Genomic DNA, 20724 nt, shown 5'->3' on the forward strand with positions numbered 1-20724 from the left:
GTTTTGGCATCAGTACTTTTTTCTTAAATATTTCTTAACGAAAGTATATTGTAGAGGTGTTGTATTGTAGAACAAATGATGCATATTGTGCAACAGATGATGCAAAAAGAACACTCAAACCCCTATAAACGGTAAAATAAATCCCCTAACGCATCAAAAGTACTGCTGAAGTATTGCTAATTTTTTTGCTTAAAAAATATTGTTTGTTTAAAATATTACACTATAATTTTTTATATGCATATTTTTATTGGAAAAATTAAAACCTTCATTTTGAAAAAAATCACTGACAAAAAAAAGAGCTTCGATTTAAATTGAAGCTCTTTTTAATGAATATTTTGAGGGTAATACTGACGTTATTCTTTTGTTCTTTTTTCTTGAGTGGGTAAATGTCCGTATTTAATTTTATAACATTTGGCAAAATAGGAGGGAGAGGTGAAACCAACTTTGTAACTGATTTCATTAATGTTATTATTGCCTTGCTCAATAAGTTGTTTTGCTTTTTCCAATCGCACATTTCTGATAAATTCGTTAACAGAAACTCCGGTCAGGGTTTTTATTTTTCGATACAGCTGGCTTCTGCTTAGATAGATTTTAGAAGAAAGGAGTTCTACAGTCAGTTCAGGTTCGCTGATATTTTCATTAATGAAATGCAGAATTTTTTGAATAAAATCATTATCCAATGTTGTTGTTTTTTCTTTACCCTGTTTGGTAATACCGCTGTAGAATTTCTTAAACATAAGTTGTCTGCTTGTAATAAGCTGTGCAAGACTTGATTTTAGAATATCCAGTTCAAATGGTTTACTCAAATACATATCTGCACCAGAATCGATGCCCTCTAAGCGGTCTTTTACCATTGCTTTGGCAGACAGCATTAAGAGCGGAATATGACTTGTTTTTAAATCTCCTTTTATGCTTTTGCACATCTGCAGCCCATCCATAACCGGCATAATAACATCAGTAATTATCAAATCGGGTAGTTTTTGTACAGCAAGCTCATAACCCTTTTTACCATTTTCGGCTGTAATAACTTTGTAGGATTTGCTGAGTTCCTGCTTTAAATAATTTCTTAATTCAGGATTGTCCTCTACAATCAGCACGGTGTATGATTTTGCAGTATCTTCTGCAGGGCTGTCGGTTGTTTCTTCTGCAAAGTCTTCTTCCTGAGTTTGATTATCCGGAATGTCAGATAAAAATTGATTTTTATTTTTTTCTATATTGAAGACTTCGTCAATAATTTCGTTCTTCTTATAAAAAGAATTGCCTAACGGAAAGAGTACTTTAAATTTTGTGCCTTCTCCTAGTTCACTTTCCACTTCAATTTTCCCTTTGTGAAGTTCAATAAATTCTTTTACAACTTCCAAACCAATTCCCGTGCTGCCGTAATAGGCTTTATTTACATTGTTGACCTGATAGAATCTGTCAAAAATTTTATTGAGATCCTTTTTGCGGATTCCAGATCCGGTATCTGCGATTGTTATTGAAAATGAAGGTACTTTTTCTCCGTGAATGACCAAATCATGATCACTGTCTGTGGTTTCAATAGAGATAGTTATCGTGCCATTATCCGGTGTAAATTTGAAGGCATTTGAAATAATATTAAAAAGTATTTTCTCGAGCATTTTAGGATCGAGCCAGTCTTCTAGATATTCTAATGAAGACTCAAAGTTTACGGCAATTTTTCGGGCCGCCGCTTCTTCATAAAAATAACCTATAACGGCTTCTGTAAAGGCGATGACTTCAATTTTCTTGGCTTGAAGCGAAATTTTATTGAATTCTAATTTATTAAAATCCATAAGCTCATTGATAAGTCTTGAAAGTCTGTCAGAGCTTTTGTGTACAATTTTTAGTTTGTTGTATATTTCAGGAGATATTTTTTTACTTTTTAAAATATCTTCTAAAGGATTTATAATCAATGTTAAAGGTGTTCTGAATTCATGTGAGATGTTGGTGAAAAACTGTAGTTTTTTATTGTTTAATTTCTCAAGCTGGATTGTTTTTTCTTTTTCGAAAAGAACTGCTTGTTTGGCTTTAAAACGATTTTGATAGATTTTGTTTAGGTATACAATCAAGAAAATTAAAATAGAAGAATAGATTAAATAAGCCCAAATGGTTTTCCACCACGGAGGGAGTATTTTTATTTTTAATTCTAACTGTTCGCTGCCCCAAGTGCCATCTGCATTGGCTGCTTTGACTTTGAAAGTATAATCACCCGGCGCCAGATTGGTATAGGTTGCGGTTCTATTATTGCCAGCATAGTTCCAGTCTTTTTCAAAACCTTCGAGATAATAGGCGTATTGATTTTTTTTGGAATAGTTATAGTTAATTCCCACATATTCAATCGTAAAAACAGATTGTGTGTAGTTAAGTGTAATTTCTTTCGTCTGCGAAATTACTTTGGTTAGAGGCGAAGCATCTTCATTTGGTTTTACAGAACGATTGAATAATTTAAAGTCACTAAAATACAGACGAGGAGCTTTTTCTGTTTTTTTGATCTCGCTGGGATTAAAATAATTTACTCCTTCGTAACCGCCAAAATAAAGTTCTCCATTTCCATCTTTAAAAACCGCATTATTATTAAAATCATTATCAATAAGACCGTCATCTTTATTAAAATTGGTGCTTTTTTTACTTTTAAAATCTAGTTTTGTTAAACCTAATCCGCCGCTGATCCATAAAGAACCGCTATTGTCTGAAATAATGGCGCGAACCGACTTTTCTTTAAAACCTGGGAAATCGTCATAATTGGAAAATTTCTGGTTCTTTTTATTGTAACTGAACAATCCCTGACCGTCAGTTCCTATCCATACAGTTTTATCGTTAGATTCGTAAATAGATAAAATACTCTGGATGCTATTGTGCTTAGAGATGCTGCTGAACATCGCATCGCGCATTTTTGTAACTTTAAAACTCGTTTCTTCTTTTAAATTTACCTGATACAATCCTAAAATTGTTCCCACCCATAATACATTATCGGAGTCTACAAAAACTTTGCGAATAAAAGAATTATTCAAATCATGATCTGTAAATGGTTTAGTATCACAATGAATAAATGTGCCTGTTTTATTGTCAAAATAATGAAGTCCTTTGATGAAAGTTCCAATCCAGATTCGGCCTTTTGAATCTTCTGAGAAACTGAAAATTCGGTTTGATTTTAAACCTGTTGTGTTGGCTGTATTGTAATTGATGAATCGAGAAGTTCCATTTTTCAAAAAGTAAATGCCGCGATCCCAGCTTCCAATCCAAATATTTTGCTTGCTGTCTATAAATATGGTCTGAATATCAACAGCATCCAAACCAGAATAATAATTTTGATTTGTTTTGTTTACATGGATGTAGCTTTTATTGGCAAGGCTGTAAATATCAAGTCCGCCGCCTTCATTGCTGATTAATAAATTTCCTTTTTTATCTTTTATAATTGAGGTTACGTAGCTGGTTTGCAGCGAGTTTTCATTGTTGACAAGAGATTCGAGCGAATTGAATTTGTTATTAGGTTTATCAAAAACGCCTAAACCTTTATTGAAATATCCCAGCCAAAGCCGTTTTTCTTTGTCTTCATATAACGACCATACAGAATTGGATTTTAAACTGAAACTATTGTATTTGCTGTGCAGGTATTTTTTAAGAATCTGTCCTTTGTAATTTACTACCAGTAATCCATCGTTTTCAGTACCGCACACTATATAACCAAGACTGCTTTGCAGTATAGATAAGATTTTATTTTTAGTAACGGTATATCTTTCGAACTGATAATTATCGGTTTCAGGTTTAATTTTTATCAGACCGTTTTCTGTAGTTCCAAGCCATATATATCCAAATTTATCGATCACCAGATTTTCTATATCATCGAGCAGAGGTTCTCTTTTAAATTTGTCTTTATAAACTTGTTTGACTTTTCCGTTTAAATCAATTTCCAAAAGACCATAACTGGTTCCTAAATAAATAATTCCCTGTTTATTTTTTACCGAAGATTTAATTAGAAAATTAGGTTTGTCAAGAACTTTTGATTGTACCAAAGAAACTTTTAAGGTCTTAGTGTTCAATTTAAATATTCCGAAACCATAAGCGCCTAAATACAAATCGCCGTTATGGTCTTCGATAATCGTTTTTACCGTAATTGGCTCGTTGTATCCTTTTGTAATGACGTCTTCAATATTGATTTTGGTAAAATTATCCAAATCTCTATTGTACAAACATAAACCCTCGTCAGTACCAATCCAGAGATTGTTTTTGGAATCGATAAAAGTGGTATAAATAAAATTACTGTTTACAGATCCTGGTTTTTTATCGTACTTATATCCGAAATAATTTACGCCATCATAACGATACAAACCAGCACCGTTTGTACCTATCCAGATAAAGCCTTTATGATCCTGAATGATCGTGGAAATAGCTCTTTTTGAAGTTGTTTCTTGTATGCTTCTAAATTGATAGCTGTCAAATTTGCCTTGTGAAAACAGACAGTTTGTAAAGCTAAAGAGGCATAAAAAAATAGAGTAAATATTTTTCATTTGGATGGAACAGTGTTATTTAACCGTTTATTTTGAAAATAAAATTTAGGAAGAGTTTCTTTTGCTGGCTTATATAAAACAATATTAATAAAACTAAATAGAACACTTAATTTTTTTTATTCAAATTTGACATATTGCCAAAATCCTGAGTCCGATTAATACCGTTTTAAGGAATTATCGTACTCAGGATGATAACATAGAGTATTTTGCTGGAATAGCTTTTTTTAACACATAGAAATATAGCTTTTGATGCTTAAAAAGAAGGTGTTTTACCTATTTTAATACAGAGAGCTAGGTGGAGAATTCTATGTTCTATGTGTTCAGTTTTTTCTCTTGAAATGTTTTATTTTAGTTCAAATTTGCCCGTAAGTCCATCATTAGAATTCCAGCCTGCCATAACATTAAATACACCCGGTTCTACTAAAAATTTACCGTTATTATCGTAAAAACCAAGTTCGTTATCAGTTAAAATAAATTGCACTGTTTTGGTTTCTCCCTTTTTTAATTCGATAAGTTCAAAACCTTTTAGTTCTTTTACAGGTCTTGCAATACTGGCAGCGGGATCATTTATATATAGCTGAACAATCTCTTTTCCGTCAAAATTTCCTGTATTGGTCACATCAACAGAAACTTCAATTTTTTCTCCTTTTTGAAACGAAGGTTTTGCTATTTTTAAATTTTTATAAGCAAAAGAAGTATAGCTTAATCCATAACCAAAAGGATATAATGGTGTTTTCTCAACATCAGAATAATGAGACCAGAACACATTTTGATCTTTATCTGTTGGTCTTCCCGTATTGTATAAATTGTAATAAATAGGGCATTGGCCTACATTTCTTGGAAAAGACATTGGAAGTTTTCCACTTGGGTTATAATCTCCATATAAAACCTGTGCTACAGCATTTCCGGATTGTGTTCCTAACTGCCATGCCTCAACAATGGCCGGAATGTGTACTGCTGCCCAAGGTAACGCAAGCGGGCGTCCATTGTTTAAAACCAAAACAATATTCGGATTGACTTTATACACTTCTTCTAATAACTGCTGCTGATTGCCTGGTAAATCCAATTGGGTTCTGCTGCGTGCTTCTCCACTTTGAAATCCAATTTCACCCAGAACCATTATTACTACTTCAGCTTCTTTTGCCGCTTTCTTTGCCGCTTCAAATCCAGAAAAATCTGTTGTATTAATTTTTACTTCGTCTACAAATGCCTGTTTGTTTAAAGCAACTTCAGTTCCTTTTTCGTAAACCAATGAATTGTCTTTGTATTGCTGCATTCCTTCGAGAACAGATACTGCGGTATTATCATCAGCAGCAATTCTCCAGCTTCCCAACGGGCTGTTTTTATCATTTGCCAAAGCACCTATTAAAGCAATTTTAACCCCTGATTTTTTTAAAGGCAGTATGTTTTTATCATTTTTCAATAAAACAATTGATTTTTTGGCCATGTCTAAAACATCGTCATTATTGGCTTTGCTGCCTATATCGGTTTTTTCACGGGCTTCATCGCAGTATTTATAAGGATTTTCAAATAAACCTAGTTCAAATTTAACTCTAAGAATTCTGCGAACTGCATCATCAATTATACTTTCTTTTACCTGTCCTTTTTTTACCAGCTGAACTAATTCGGTGATATATACATTCGATTCCATATCCATGTCAGAACCAGCAATTGCTGCTTTTTTAGCCGCATCGGCATTATCGGCAGCGTAACCGTGTGTCACCATTTCGCCTATGGAAGCCCAATCAGAAACTACGAATCCTTTAAATCCCCATGCGCCTTTTAAAATATCTCTTTGTAAAAAACTGTTTCCTGTAGCAGGAATACCATTTAAGGTATTAAATGAATTCATAAAAGTGCGGACACCTGCGTCAGACACTGCTTTAAAAGGTGGTAAAACCGTATTGTACAATTTAGAAGTACTCATGTCTACACTGTTGTATTCGCGGCCTGCTTCTACAAATCCATAGGCTGCAAAATGTTTGGCACAGGCAATAATTGAAGTGTTGTCAAAATTTTTCCCTTGAAAACCATTCACTCTCGCCACAGCAATTTTACTTCCTAAATATGGATCTTCACCGGCACCTTCCATAACTCTTCCCCATCGGGCATCATTTGATATATCAACATTAGGGGCAAACGTCCAGTTAAGCCCAGAAGCAGATGCCTCAAGAGCAGCCACACGTGCTGAATTTTTAATGGCTTCTAAATCCCAGCTGGCGGCTTCGGCCAACGGAATAGGGCTTATGGTTTTATAGCCGTGTATAACATCAAAACCAAAAAGAAGCGGAATCCCAAGACGGCTTTCTTCAACGGCAATTTTCTGTGCAGCTCTGACCTGCTTAACACCGCGGATTGTAAGCATAGAACCTACCCATCCTTTTTTTATATTATTGTACTTTTCTTCATTCGAACCAGATTCTGGTTTTGGTCCTGTTACATCCCAAGAACCATTGTATTGATTCATTTGTCCTACCTTTTCTTCTAATGTCATTTCTTTCATTAAAAGTGAAATTCGATCTTCAATTGATTTACTCGTATCCTTATATTTTTTAGATTGTGCGTAGCTGTTTATGCAAATTAGCACGATAAATAAGATGTGGTGGTTTTTCATTTGTTTTTTCATTTTTGATAGTTTCCAGCGTAAAGTTTTTGGAGGTTTGTTACATAGTTTTTGAATACCTCATTTTGATTTGCTTTTGTAAAATTGAGAAGTATTCACGGTTTGTAAATGTAGTTTTGCCCACACAATATCAATAGCACATTTGATGCATTATCTAACAGAAATGTTGCATAGACTGGCTTTTTGCATTGATAGCTGAAGAAATGTGTTAATTATAAATTTGATTCTAAACTTTAACACAGATGCACTGGTAATAGAATTAATAATTTTTTAAATTTGATTTACTTAAAAAATCCAAACACAAATCTTTTATAATGGAAAAAGCTATACAACTAAAAGTGAGAAAAGATTTGAACCCTCGCCAGCAGCTCACGGTAATCAAGCTGAAAGGCAGTCTTATCTCAAAGGGCTATACCGAAATTATTCACATTCTAGATCAGGATGAGGAGTTTCATATTAATACTTTTGAAACAGCTCCAGAACATAGAAATGAAGTGCAGCAGTATATTGCCGCTTTTATCAATGCTGAAAATCTATCGGACACAATTTCCATTCAGTAGTTTTATTTTTTTCTTTCTGGCAGGCTGCTGAATTTAATCTCTTATCGTTTTTTATAAAAGAAGTAAGCCTTAATAATTGCTTATGAATTATAACTTTAAGTTATATTCTATAATTTTAGAAAGCAAAGACAAAGATATTTGTACGTAAATTGCTCATATAATTAATGATTAAGGATAAAGATCTGTACTGTAATACAGCATCAGATCATACATAATATTTATATGAGATGAGAGAAACACAGCCGGAAGCGGAAATTTTGATTTACGATGCAGCCCAAGTTTTACTTAGATATTTAAAAAAATGGTTTCCTAATTGCAGTTTTATTAATTTTTCTGCCGAGGAAGATTATCAAATCGATCTCGAACAATTTGATTTTATTGTATATGTTGTAGAGGGAGAAATACATATTAATGAGTTTTTCAAACTTTTAAACTCTAAAATAAAAATAGTATTTATGTCATCGCTTACCGTAAATCCAGAAGAAATTACGGATTTTAAAAGTTGGTTTGATATCAAATTCATAAATATTAATAGTACAAAAAGAGAGATCAAGGAGCAGTTTAAATTTCATTTAGATCAGCATCAAAAAAGAAAAACTGCATCTCTGCATTTGTACCATGAAATATAAATGGTTTTAAGCTGTCATTAGTTCTTCTGCTAAAAACAATTTATGAGTTTCTAAATGGACTTACGTTTTTCTTGACTCGCTCAATTCCAAACACTGTGTAGAATATTCTACAATCTATATCCATCAATATATCGTATTATTAATTAAAAGACTTTTTATAATTACTCTAAAGAGTGATTGAAAAAATTGTCTATAGTTTTGATTGATATGTCCATTGACCAAGGTTTCTTACTTTCTAATTTTATCCAAATCAAATCCTTTTATTCTAAAACCTATAACAATGTTATGTCATCGATGTAACTGTTATACCGCTTTGATTTGTAAAGAAGCAAAGAATTCATTTTCGGAGGATTTATAAATGGCAATTATAATTAATATACTGAATATGAAATACACCTTTTCGAAAACTAGAAATTCTTTGCAAATAAAAATTTATCTTTCCTTTCTGTTCTTATGCGTCACTTCTATTCTCTATCCACAAAGTGCAGGAGACTTAGACGCTCCGCAAGCTCTGCTGAAAAGACTTATTGGCAATAGGTCTGCTGAGTTCCAATTAAGTGTTGTAGAAAAAAAAGACAAAATTCTGCCAGATTGGTTTGAAATCGAGACTGATAACAATCACGTAAAAATAAAAGCCTCAAACAATACAGCACTCTGTTATGCGGCTTATACTTTTCTTAAAGATATTGGTGCGGTATTAATCAGCTGGGAAGGAAACCGAATAGAACTCCCTAAAACTTGGCCAAAATATTCTAAAAAAGCAAACACACCGTTTGAGTATAGAGAATATCTCAATGCCTGTACTTTTGGCTACACAACTCCATGGTGGGATTGGAAACGCTGGGAACAAGAAATCGACTGGATGGCATTGCACGGAATTAATCTGCCAACAGCCATGGAAGGTCAGGAAGCAGTATGGCAGGCGTTATGGAAAGAATATGGATTGAGTAATGTAGAATTAGAATCTCATTTTGCAGGACCTGCTTATCTGCCTTGGCAGCGTATGGGAAATATTAATAGTCTTGAAGGACCTCTTCCGCAGGAATGGTTCGTTAAAAAAGAAGAACTTCAAAAGAAAATCTTAGAAAGAATGAAAGCATTGGATATGCATCCTGTTGTGCCTGCTTTCAGCGGTTATGTGCCAAAAGCTTTCGCAGAAAAACATCCAGAAGCAAAAATTACCGAATTAAAATCATGGTCGGGTGGTGGTTTTGCAAGTACTTTTTTGTTAGATTCCAAAGATCCTTTATTTAAAAAAATTGGAAAGCGATTTATTGAAATTTACACTCAAAAGTATGGGAAATCGAATTTCTATCTGGCCGATTCTTTTAACGAGATTGAACCTCCGGTTTCTGAACATAATAAATATGAAGAACTATCAAATTACGGAAGTGCCATTTATGAAACCATAAATGAAGCAGCTCCCGGAGCAGTTTGGGTTATGCAGGGATGGCTTTTTGGTGATAATAAGGAATTCTGGACGAAAGAAGCAACAAGCGCTTTTTTAAGTAAAGTTCCGAATGACAGACTCATGATTCAGGATTATGCCAATGACAGATATAAAGTATGGGAAAATCAGGAAGCTTTTTATGGCAAACAGTGGACATATGGATATGTACATAATTACGGAGGATCGAATCCTGTGTATGGAGATTTAAAATTTTATAAAGACGAATTGACCAGTTTGCTTAAAAATCCGCACAAAGGAAACGTAGTAGGTTATGGAGCAATGCCGGAAGGTTTAAATAATAATTCTATCGTTTACGAATACATATATGATCTTCCATGGACAAAAGGGGAACAGCCTCTAAATGACTGGATGGTTACCTATTTGAATGCGAGATACGGAGAGACTTCAAAATCTGCTCTTCAAGCTTGGCAATTATTACTGGAATCGGTTTATAACGTTAAATATTGGGAAACACGCTGGTGGAATGATTGGGCTGGAGCCTATTTGTTTTTCAAACGTCCAATGCTTAAAATTACAGAGTTTAAAGGTAATCCCGGCGACAAAGAAAAACTCAAAGAAGCTTTGGCTGTTTTGACCAAAGAAGCAAAGAAGTACAATAAAAAGAATCTTATTCAATACGATCTAATAGATGTTTCAAGACATTATTATTCACTTTCCATTGATGAAGATTTGATTGCCTGTGTAAAAGCCTATGAGCAGAAAGATATTGCCAAAGGTGACGAATTATTTAAAAAGATAGAAAAGCAAGCTCTGCATATAGATGCCATCATGTCTGGACAACCTTTAAATAGTTTAGACCAATGGGTAAAATCAGCATCTGATTATGGAAGTTCACCAGAAGTTTCTTCATTGTATGTTAAAAACGCCAAAACATTAATTACCCTTTGGGGCGGAGAAGGACACTTAAATGATTATGCTTCACGATCATGGAAAGGAATGTATAAAGGATTTTATTGGCCAAGATGGAAAATGTTTTTAGAGGCTTTAAAAAAGGCATCTATTAATAATACTTCTTTTGATGAAAATAGAGAAAGAGAATCAATTAAAAATTGGGAAATAAATTGGACAGAAAGCAATAAATAGATTCTAAGATTGCAATTACTACGTATATACGCATAATTTAACTTCATATTTATAACATAACCTAAAAACCACACGATCTCAATGAAAGAAAAAATTACGAAATCGATTTATTAGTCAGTTTTTCATTATATAATTGTATAAAAAAAACGTCGCTAAGTCTTGATTTTACTGGCCTTATAGAAATTATCCATGTTTATGAATAACTTGTCCATTTGTTAACATTTCATTAGAACTAATTTCGGCATACTATTTTAACTAATTAACCAATATCACAATGGAAAAACTTAAACTTTTATTATTAGCCTTTTGCTTTGGCTTCTCAATGAATACATGGGCACAAAAAACAGAAGTGTCTGGTGTAGTTTTAGATGACAAAGGTATTCCGCTGCCTGCTGCCAATGTACTGGAGAAAGGAACTACGAATACAGTAACTACAGATTTTGATGGAAAATTTAAAATTTTGGCATCAAACAAAAATGCCACACTTATATTTTCCTTTATGGGATTTGAAGATCAGCCTCTTAAATTAGACGGAACCAAAACAAATTATTCAATTAAATTGCAGTCAACTACAACCAGCTTAGAACAGGTAGTCGTAGTAGGTTACGGAAAAGGATCTCGTAAAAATTTAACGACTTCGGTAACTTCTGTAAAAGCAGAAGATCTAAATCGAGGAGCCATCAGTGATGTTGGACAGCTTTTACAAGGTAAAGTTTCTGGTTTGAATATTTCATCAAGCGGCGATCCTACAAAAACGGCTTCTGTGGTTTTGCGTGGAGCATCGACATTAAATAGTTCTCAGGGACCTTTTTATGTAATTGATGGTATTCCTGGAGTGGATATCTCAGTAATTTCTCCAGATGACATTGCTACGATCGACGTTTTAAAAGATGCTGCCGCAACCGCAATTTACGGTAACCGAGCTGCCAATGGAGTGATCATGGTAACTACTAAAAAAGGAAGCAAGGGCAGAACCCAGATTGCGTATAATGGATATGTTGGCTGGGAAGAAGTTTCCAATAATCTCGATATGATGAATGCAGATCAGCTTAGAGATTTTACCACTAAAAACAATTTGAATTTTACTCCGGAAAATGATAAAGGTGCTAAAACTAACTGGCAAAAAGAAATTTTAAGACCAGGACGTGCGGCATCCAGCAGCCATAACTTGTCTATGAGCGGTGGAGGCGATCACGGAAATTATACTGCCAGTATTACTTCTCTTAATAAAGAAGGAGTAATGCAGAAAAGTGATTTTTCTCGTATTATTGCTCGTTTATCTGTTGAACAATATGCTTTTGATGACAAGGTTAAATTTGGTTTAAATGTTACTAACTCTACTACCAAATATCAAAATGTGCCACAGCGTAATACCGTTCTTTTGCAAGCCTCAAGTTATCTTCCTGTTTCTCCGGTAAGAAATGCTGATGGAAGTTTTTTTGAAAATTTTACAAGTCCGGGATATTTCAACCCAGTAGCTTTAATTGCACATGGTACAGACGAAACAAAAACGGACAACCTAGTAGGTAACATTACTGCAGAAGTAAAACTTCCGTTTGGAATTACGTATAATTTGAATGTAGCGCACCAGCGATTAACAGCATCTCATGGAGAATTTTATGACAGTTATTATTCACAATACAACAGTGCCAACTTTTACAACAATCCAGATCCGCCTTTGACAAAAACATTGGTTAATTTTGGTGTAAATGGTTCTGCATTAAGAAACTCTTACGAAACTAGAAACAATATTATTGAAAGCTTCTTTACTTGGGATAAATCATTTGGCGAGCATAAAATAAAAGCCGTTTTAGGGTATTCATGGCAGGAAAATACGTTAGGAGATGGTTTTCAGGCTACAACCACAAACTTTCCTGTAGACAATGTTGGGTATAATAACTTAGCTTTAAGTAACTATACTTCGGTAAATGGTTATGTAGTAAATTTTGGTGATAGTAAAGCATACCAGCAGACACGTTTGATTTCTTACTTTGGACGTTTAAATTACAACTATAAAGACAAATACCTTTTACAAGGATCACTTAGAAGAGACGGTGGTTCTATGTTTGGAGCTAATAACCGCTGGGGATATTTCCCTTCCGTAGGTGGTGCTTGGAGATTGGATAAAGAAAATTTCATGAAAGACCAAAACTTTTTCAGTGATTTGAAACTGCGTGGAAGCTGGGGGGTAACTGGTAACTCGTCTGGATTTAATGCATACACAGCGCAATTTATTTCAGGAAGTTTAGGTACTTTTTATTACAACGGACAGCAGATTGGAGCTTACGGACCAAACCAAGCAGCAAACCCTGATTTGAAATGGGAAAAAACTGCTACAGCCAATATTGGTCTTGACTTCTCAATCTTAAAAGGAAAAGTAACAGGTTCTATTGACGTTTACGACAAGAAAACAACAGATATGATCTTCAACTACAATGTTAATCCAGTATTGGTGCCAGTAGGAACAATTGTAGCCAACGGAGGAACAATGTCGAATAAAGGTATTGAGGTAAGCTTAAGCACAACTCCAGTAAAAACAGCAGATTTCAGCTGGACGACTAACATAAATCTGGCACACAATAAAAATGAGATTGTAAAATTAACCAGTCCGTTTTTTGTGGGAGGAGATTCTATCCGCCGTGTACAGCCAGATGGAGGCGGACAAACAGGAAGTACCTTACAGATTTTTAAAGAAGGAAAACCTCTTGGGCAGTTCTTTACTCTAAAATACGCAGGAAAAAATGCTAATGGCGTTTCTCAGTATTATGATAAAAATGGTGATTTAACCACTACACCACAAATTGGAGTAGATTATCATTATGCAGGAAGTGCACAGCCAAAATTATTAGTAGGATGGGCCAATAATTTTCAATACAAAAAATTCGATTTAAGTATTTTCTTCAGAGGAGTTTTTGGTAATAAAATTTTCAATGCCACCCGTGCCGATTTATTCAGACCAAGTACTGCTATGACCAATAATATTTTAGTTGATGCAGGCAATGAGTCGCCAAATGATCTAAACGCATACAAATATTCAGATCGTTTTATAGAAGACGGCAGTTACGTACGATTGGACAATATGACCTTAGGATATAATTTTGGAAAAGTGGGAAGATACATCAGCAGCGTGCGTATCTATCAAACCATTAATAACGTATTTGTTATTACGAAATACAGAGGAATTGATCCAGAGGTAGAACAAGGAGGAACAGCTCCAGGTGTAGATTCAAATAACTTCTATCCAAAAACCAGAACTTATATGTTTGGTTTAAATGTGATCTTCTAAAAATTAAATGCTAAAAATTATGAAAAAGATATTAAAATATTTAGGTCTTCCAGTATTGATGGCTGGTTTAGTATGGTCTTGTGATGATCTTGATGTGCCTATTACAACACAATTAACTCCTGAAGTATTTCCACAGAATTCAACACAATATATTCAAACTACAGGACCCGTTTATGCAGCTTTCAGAGGTGAGTTTTCATTTGCTTGGTGGTGGTCGCAGTCTTTAACAACAGATGAAGCTATTCTTCCGGCAAGAGGAGGAAACTGGTTTGACAACAGAAACTATATTGCCATGCATTACCATGACTGGAATGCAGACAACGGTATCATAGGAAGCCTTTGGGATTGGTCATCTAAAGTGATTGGTACAAGTAATCAGGCAATCTCAATTTTAAGACAAACAATGCCTGAAGGTGCAGAGAAAAAAACTTTGATTTCGGAGTTAAAAACAATGCGTGCTATTTCCTATTTCATGCTGATGGACAGCTATGGAGATGTACCATTGGATACTTTATACGGAGATTTTAGCTCTCACACCAAAACGCCTAGAAAAGACGTGTTCAACTTTATTGAAAAAGAATTAAAAAGTGCAGTTCCAAATTTAAACCCTGCATCTGGGGTGGCAACTTACGGAAGACCAAATAAACAAACTGCTAATGCAATGTTAGCAAAACTGTATTTGAATGCAAATGTGTACACAGGAACACAGCGTTATAGTGATTGTATTGCTGCTTGTGATGAAGTCATTAATTCTGGTTTGTATGCAGTCGAACCGAGAGCGACTTATCTTCAAATGTTTTATCCAACAAATGGACCAGCAATGAAAGAATTCATTTTTGCAGTTCCTTACGATCCAGCAGCTGTTACTGTGGGGTATAACGGTCAAATGTACCACGCACGTTATGATGTGCCGCGTTCTGAAAGAGCAAAGTTTGGACTTTCTTTTACCCCAAGCGCACCTAGAAGTACACTGCCAGAATTTTATGCCAATTTTGATGATCCAAATGATATCCGTAATAAACAATGGCTTACAGGACTTCAGTATCTAAACGATGGAGTTACACCAGTAATGGTTACAACCACTAAAAAAGGATACGACCAGTTTTATACAGGATCTGATGGAGGAGCATCCTATACCTATCAGGTAAATCTAACGCCAAATATTGTACCTCGTCAAAGTGAAGCTTTATTTGATCTTGGAAATGATGAAATCGCTTGGAATATGGGATATAGAAATATTAAATTTTATCCAGATGCCACTTCAACAAATCGTAACCAAAAGAATGATGTTCCTTTCTTACGTTATTCAGATGTACTGTTAATGAAAGCAGAATCAATTCTTCGCGGCGGAACAGTAACTTTAGGACAAAGTGCAGACGCATTGGTAAACATGGTTCGTTCTAACCGTACCACATCTGCAGCCTTAACAGGTGTAACATTGGAAGATCTGTACAAAGAAAGAAGCCGAGAATTTGCATGGGAAGCGTGGCATAGAAACGACATGATCCGTTTTGGAAAATATGAAGGATCATGGGGCTACAAAACCAATACAGATCTTTACCGTCGTGTATTCCCAATTCCAACAAACGCTATGGTTTTAAATCCGGCTCTTACTCAAAATGACGGATATTAAAATAAGAATTTAGTTAAGTACGCATTGTAACCCAATTTAATTTCGAAAGGAGAAGAGCGTAAAAAATCTTCTCCTTTTTTACTAAAAAGAAAACTGGTGTTTGGTTACTCATGATAACCAGTTTAGTTTCATTTTCATTTTTGAGTGTATACTTAGCTTAATCGAATGCAATTTGTGAGATTCAATGAAAGATTAAGCTTTGTAACATTCTTTTTAAGTTTTAAAATATTCAAGTTGTTCAGTATCAATTGAATGTTGAGGTTTCCGATTTAACCGTTATAAAAATCAGTATCAGCCCAATTTTGTCCCATCAATATCAACAGCATAATGGAACTAAATAAAATCTATAAAATAGGATATATTGCCATAAGTTTGACCCTAGTTTTTTTATTGTCATGCAACGCTCAGAAAACCATTTCTTTACAAAAGAAACAAGTATCAGATAAGGTTTATCCGTTGTTGGACACCGAAAATTCAAGATGGTTTTACTTTTCATCAGCAAGCCGTCCGTTTGGTATGGTTAATTTAAGTCCCGATACAGAGATTAAAGGCGATTGGGGAGGAGGTTATAAATATACTACAGATACCGTTAAGGGTTTTAGCCACGTTCACGAATGGCAGCTGTCTGGAGTATCGGTAATGCCTGTTACAATTTCTGACACGAATAAATCCTCCGTTTTTAAAGATTTTTATTCCAAATTCAGCCATAAGACCGAAATTATAACGCCGGGTTATCATTCTTTAAAATTAGATAGATATCAGATCACAGCAGAATTAACCAGCACACCAAGAGTTGGATTTCATCAATATACTTTTCCTAAAAATGCGCAAAAAGCCATTCTTTTTAATCTCAATACCATTTTAGGACCTTGCGAAAATAGAAATGGCACATTAGAAAAAAATAATGATTACGAACTTTCCGGTTCATTAGTTTTGAGCACTAACTTCAGACGTCCAAAACCTTTGACCGTATTTTTTAAAGTTAAAACAAATCAGCCAATTGCTTCTTTAGAAAGAGATCCTGCAACGGGGAATTATTTAATCCATTTTGGTAAAGCGAAAGAACAAATACTGATGAAAGTCGGTATTTCTTATACCTCAATAGAAAACGCCGCGATTAATATGGAAACAGAATTGCCTCATTGGAATTTTAGCCAAACGGTAGCCGATTCAAGAAAAGAGTGGAGCGCTTTATTAGGAAGAATAAAAATAGAAGGAGGCACAGAAACTGATCAGAGAAGATTTTACACTGATCTATGGCATGCCTTGCAAGGAAGAAAAATGATCAGCGACGCAAATGGAGCCTATCCTGATAATACAGGAAATCAATTCAGAGTCGGACATTTACCATTGAATACTAATGGAAAACCCAAATTCAACCATTACAATTCGGATGCTTTTTGGGGCGCACAATGGACAATCAACACGCTTTGGGGATTGGTTTATCCTGAAATTATGGAAGAATTTGTGTATTCGCTCATGCAGTATTACAAAGATGGCGGTATCATTCCGCGTGGTCCTGCTGGCGGAAATGATACGTATGTAATGACAGGAGCTTCGACAACGCCGTTTATTATAAGTGCCATTCAAAAAGGAATTGTAAAAGAAAATCTGGAAGAGATTTATACAGCGCTTAAAAAAAATCACATGCCAGGCGGTATTATGGAAAAAGCGGGATATGAACACAATACCAACATTGGTGGTGGACTAAAATATTGTTTACAGAATGGATATGTGCCGTACCCGCTTCCCGATGGCAACTTTGGAAGCCATGAAGACGGAGCAAGCCAGACTTTAGAATATGCCTATCAAGATTGGACTTTGGCACAGTTGGCTAAAAAACTGAAGCATGAAGACGATTATCAATATTTCATGAAAAGGTCTCAGAACTATAAAAATATATTTGACACCTCGATTGGCTGGATGCGCCCTAAAAATGCAGAAGGGAAATGGCGCGAAAATTACGATCCGTATCAGTATGAAAACGGATTTATTGAATCCAACGGAGCACAGTCAACTTGGTTTGTGCCGCATGATATGGAAGGTTTAGCCAATTTAATGGGAGGAAAAGAAAAAGCAGCAGAAAAATTGAATCTCCAGTTTGAAACCGCTCAAAAGTTAAATTTCACTTCAGGTACCTCACATGATGCAGAATTGCATCCAGAATTTAGTAGAATTCCTGTAAATTTCGGAAATCAGCCCTCTATGCAGACGTCTAATATCTTTACCCTTTTAGGAAGACCCGATTTGACGCAGTTTTGGACTAGAAGTGTAGTCAAAAACACTTTCAGCGGATTATCTCCCGCAACAGGTTACAATGGCGACGAAGATCAGGGGTTGATGGGAAGCCTGAATGTTTTGCTTAAATTAGGTTTATTTCAAATGAATGGAGGAACTGATAAAGAAGCGGTTTACCAAATAGGAAGTCCAATTTTCAATAAAGTTACAATAGATTTAAATCCGAGATATTATTCAGGAAAAACCTTTGTGATTAAAGCTGAAAATAACAGCACAGAAAAAGTATATATAAAAGACATCAAATACAATAACAAAGCGGTAAAAGATTTTACGCTTACGCATGAAGAAATTACAAAGGGCGGCGAGCTAATCTTAGGAATGTCAGATCAGCCAAAGTCTTAATAAAGAAATAACAAAGAATGAAAAATACAAAGTTTCTCCTTTTTTTCACGGCAAGTTTTTTTCTTGCCTTCAATTGCAATGCACAGCAGAGTGTACACCAATATGTAGATCCAATGATTGGGTCAGAAGGCGTGGGCAGGGTTTTTATTGGGCCATCTTGTCCGTACGGAATGGTAAAACCAAGTCCCGACTGTACTTCGAGTCCAAACAGCGGTTGGCTTCCAATGCCTAAAGAAGTTACAGGATTTAGTCAGGTGCATGTGAGCGGAACGGGTGGCGGGCCAAAATACGGAAACATCCTGATTATGCCTTTTTCGGGTCCTTTAGACAAAATGGATCAGATTTCTTTCAGAGCTGAAGAAAATGTAAAACTGGGGTATTACGAAACTGTTTTTAAGGAAAATAACATAAAAACGGAAATTACCACTGGAGAGAAAGTTTCATTTTATAGAATTACCTATCCAAAAAATAGTTCTAAAGAATTAAAAATTGACCCAGGATTTTTTCTGGGGGAAGAAAAAATTCCAGATGCCAGAGAAGCGCAGCAGTTTGTAGGCTCGCAGATCGAGATAGTTTCAGATACAGAAGTAAGAGGTTACAGCAGAATTAGAGGCGGATGGAACAACGGAAGAGCGTATACGGTATATTTCTGCGCTGTTTTCGATCAGCCGATATCAAAATATGTAACTTTCAAAGACGGTAAATTCTACAATAATCAGAAAGCGCAGTTTGATTCAGGAAAAAAAACAGCAGCGTTTCTTTCTTTTGGAAATGTTGGAAAAGAAGAACTGAATGTTAAAATAGGAATCTCTTTTTTAAGCGAATTAAAAGCCAAAAACAATATAGAAGCTGAAATCCCGCACTGGAATTTTAATGAGGTTTTAAAGACTTTAGAAAACAAATGGGAGAATTTATTAAGCCGTATACAGCTTTCAAAAGACACTTCAGACCAATATAAAAAAATGTTTTATACCGGTTTGTATCACACCATGATTATGCCTGTAGACAGAACGGGAGAGAATCCATTATGGACCAATGACGAACCATATTATGACGATTTTTATACCATTTGGGATACCTTTCGAACCTCAAGTCCGTTAATCACTTTAATTGACAGTAAACGAAAAGTGGATATCATAAATGCCATGCTGAATATTTATAAACGCGAAGGGTATTTGCCCGAAGGCAGAAGCGGTAACGATAACGGAAGAACTCAAGGAGGATCAAATGCTGAGGTGGTTATTGCCGATGCTTTTGTAAAGAATTTAAAAGGAATTAATTACGAGCTCGCGCTGCAGGCAATGCTTAAAGACGCTACAGTTCCGCCTGGAGGAAATGAAGAAAAAGAAGGAAGAGGCGGACTTATCGATTACCTAAAACTTGGATATGTTCCTTATGGCACAGACCGTGCAGGAAATCGAACAATTGACTATTCGTACAATGATTATAATATTGCCACAGTAGCCAAAGGTTTAGGCAAAACCGAACTTTATAATCAATACATGAAACAGGCAGAAAGCTGGCAGAATTTATGGCGTCCTGATTATGAAAATAATGGTGCAAAAGGATTTATCATGCCAAAAGACAAAGACGGAAACTGGCTGGACGATGTAGTTTTTGGAGAATCTAAAATCCAGAAACCGACCTTTAAATATACGCCTGTTATTATCGAATCGCCTTGGTATGTTTGCCACTGGTGCGTATTTTTCTACGAAGGAACTTCTTGGGAATATTCATTCAGTATTCCGCATGACGTTCCAGAATTAATCAAGAAATCAGGAGGAGAAAAAGCATTTGAAAGCCGTTTGGATATTTTCTTCGATCAGAATTTGTATAATGTGGCCAATGAACCTTCATTTTTAACACCTTGCCTGTACCACTGGATCGGGAAACCTTATTTGAGCAGCGACAGAATTAGAACCATTATAAAAAGTAATTTTAATACTTCAAGAGAAGGTTTGCCTGGAAATGACGATTCTGGAGCGATGTCTTCATGGCTTGCTTTTCATATGATGGGATTGTATCCAAATGCAGGACAACCGTATTACCTGATCAATACGCCTTTGATTAAAGAAACAGCAATCCGGCTGGAAAATGGAAAAAAGTTTACCATTTCAGCTAAAAAAATGACGGATAAAAACAGATACATAAAAAGCGCGCTGTTAAATGGAAAACCATACAGCAAAGCTTGGATTACGCATGATGATATTAATAACGGTGGCGAATTGGTTTTAGAAATGGATTCAAAACCTTCAGCTTGGGGAACGACAATTTTACCTCCAACGAAATAA

The 20724-nt window shown here is 35.2% G+C and carries 9 protein-coding genes; 7 read left to right on the forward strand and 2 right to left on the reverse strand.

The genetic code is table 11. The features are described 5' to 3' along the window. Positions 1–353 precede the first annotated feature (353 nt). Together J0383_RS21885 and bglX are read right to left on the reverse strand one after the other, a co-directional pair. A complete protein-coding gene (locus J0383_RS21885; protein ID WP_207296076.1) occupies positions 354–4508 on the reverse strand; it encodes a hybrid sensor histidine kinase/response regulator transcription factor in 4155 nt (1384 codons plus the stop codon). A 343-nt stretch (positions 4509–4851) separates the two neighbouring features. Then, positions 4852–7134: a beta-glucosidase BglX gene (gene bglX, locus J0383_RS21890; RefSeq protein WP_207296077.1), complete on the reverse strand. Its 2283-nt coding sequence runs from the start codon at positions 7132–7134 to the stop codon at positions 4852–4854. 311 nt (positions 7135–7445) lie between these two features. Here bglX and J0383_RS21895 point away from each other — a divergent pair, with 311 nt between their 5' ends. The 7 genes from J0383_RS21895 (at position 7446) to J0383_RS21925 (ending at position 20724) form a co-directional block, all read left to right on the forward strand. Then, the gene (locus tag J0383_RS21895) at positions 7446–7691 is read left to right on the forward strand and encodes a hypothetical protein (protein ID WP_207296078.1); all 246 of its coding nucleotides are present in this window, start codon (positions 7446–7448) and stop codon (positions 7689–7691) included. A 227-nt stretch (positions 7692–7918) separates the two neighbouring features. Further along, positions 7919–8320, forward strand: coding sequence for a hypothetical protein (locus J0383_RS21900; protein ID WP_207296079.1), 402 nt, complete (start codon positions 7919–7921; stop codon positions 8318–8320). 418 nt (positions 8321–8738) lie between these two features. Beyond that, entirely contained in the window at positions 8739–10874 is a 2136-nt protein-coding gene (locus J0383_RS21905; RefSeq protein WP_239023155.1) for an alpha-N-acetylglucosaminidase, read from the forward strand. Positions 10875–11148: 274 nt separating this feature from the next. Then, positions 11149–14160, forward strand: coding sequence for a SusC/RagA family TonB-linked outer membrane protein (locus tag J0383_RS21910; protein ID WP_207296081.1), 3012 nt, complete (start codon positions 11149–11151; stop codon positions 14158–14160). Positions 14161–14179: 19 nt separating this feature from the next. Next, positions 14180–15793, forward strand: a complete 1614-nt coding sequence (locus J0383_RS21915) for a RagB/SusD family nutrient uptake outer membrane protein (protein WP_207296082.1) — start codon at positions 14180–14182, stop codon at positions 15791–15793. A 327-nt stretch (positions 15794–16120) separates the two neighbouring features. Then, a complete protein-coding gene (locus tag J0383_RS21920; RefSeq protein ID WP_207296083.1) occupies positions 16121–18433 on the forward strand; it encodes a GH92 family glycosyl hydrolase in 2313 nt (770 codons plus the stop codon). A gap of 17 nt (positions 18434–18450) precedes the next feature. Continuing rightward, entirely contained in the window at positions 18451–20724 is a 2274-nt protein-coding gene (locus J0383_RS21925; protein ID WP_207296084.1) for a GH92 family glycosyl hydrolase, read from the forward strand.

The sequence above is a fragment of the Flavobacterium endoglycinae genome (assembly GCF_017352115.1).
Taxonomy (GTDB): Bacteria; Bacteroidota; Bacteroidia; order Flavobacteriales; family Flavobacteriaceae; genus Flavobacterium; species Flavobacterium endoglycinae.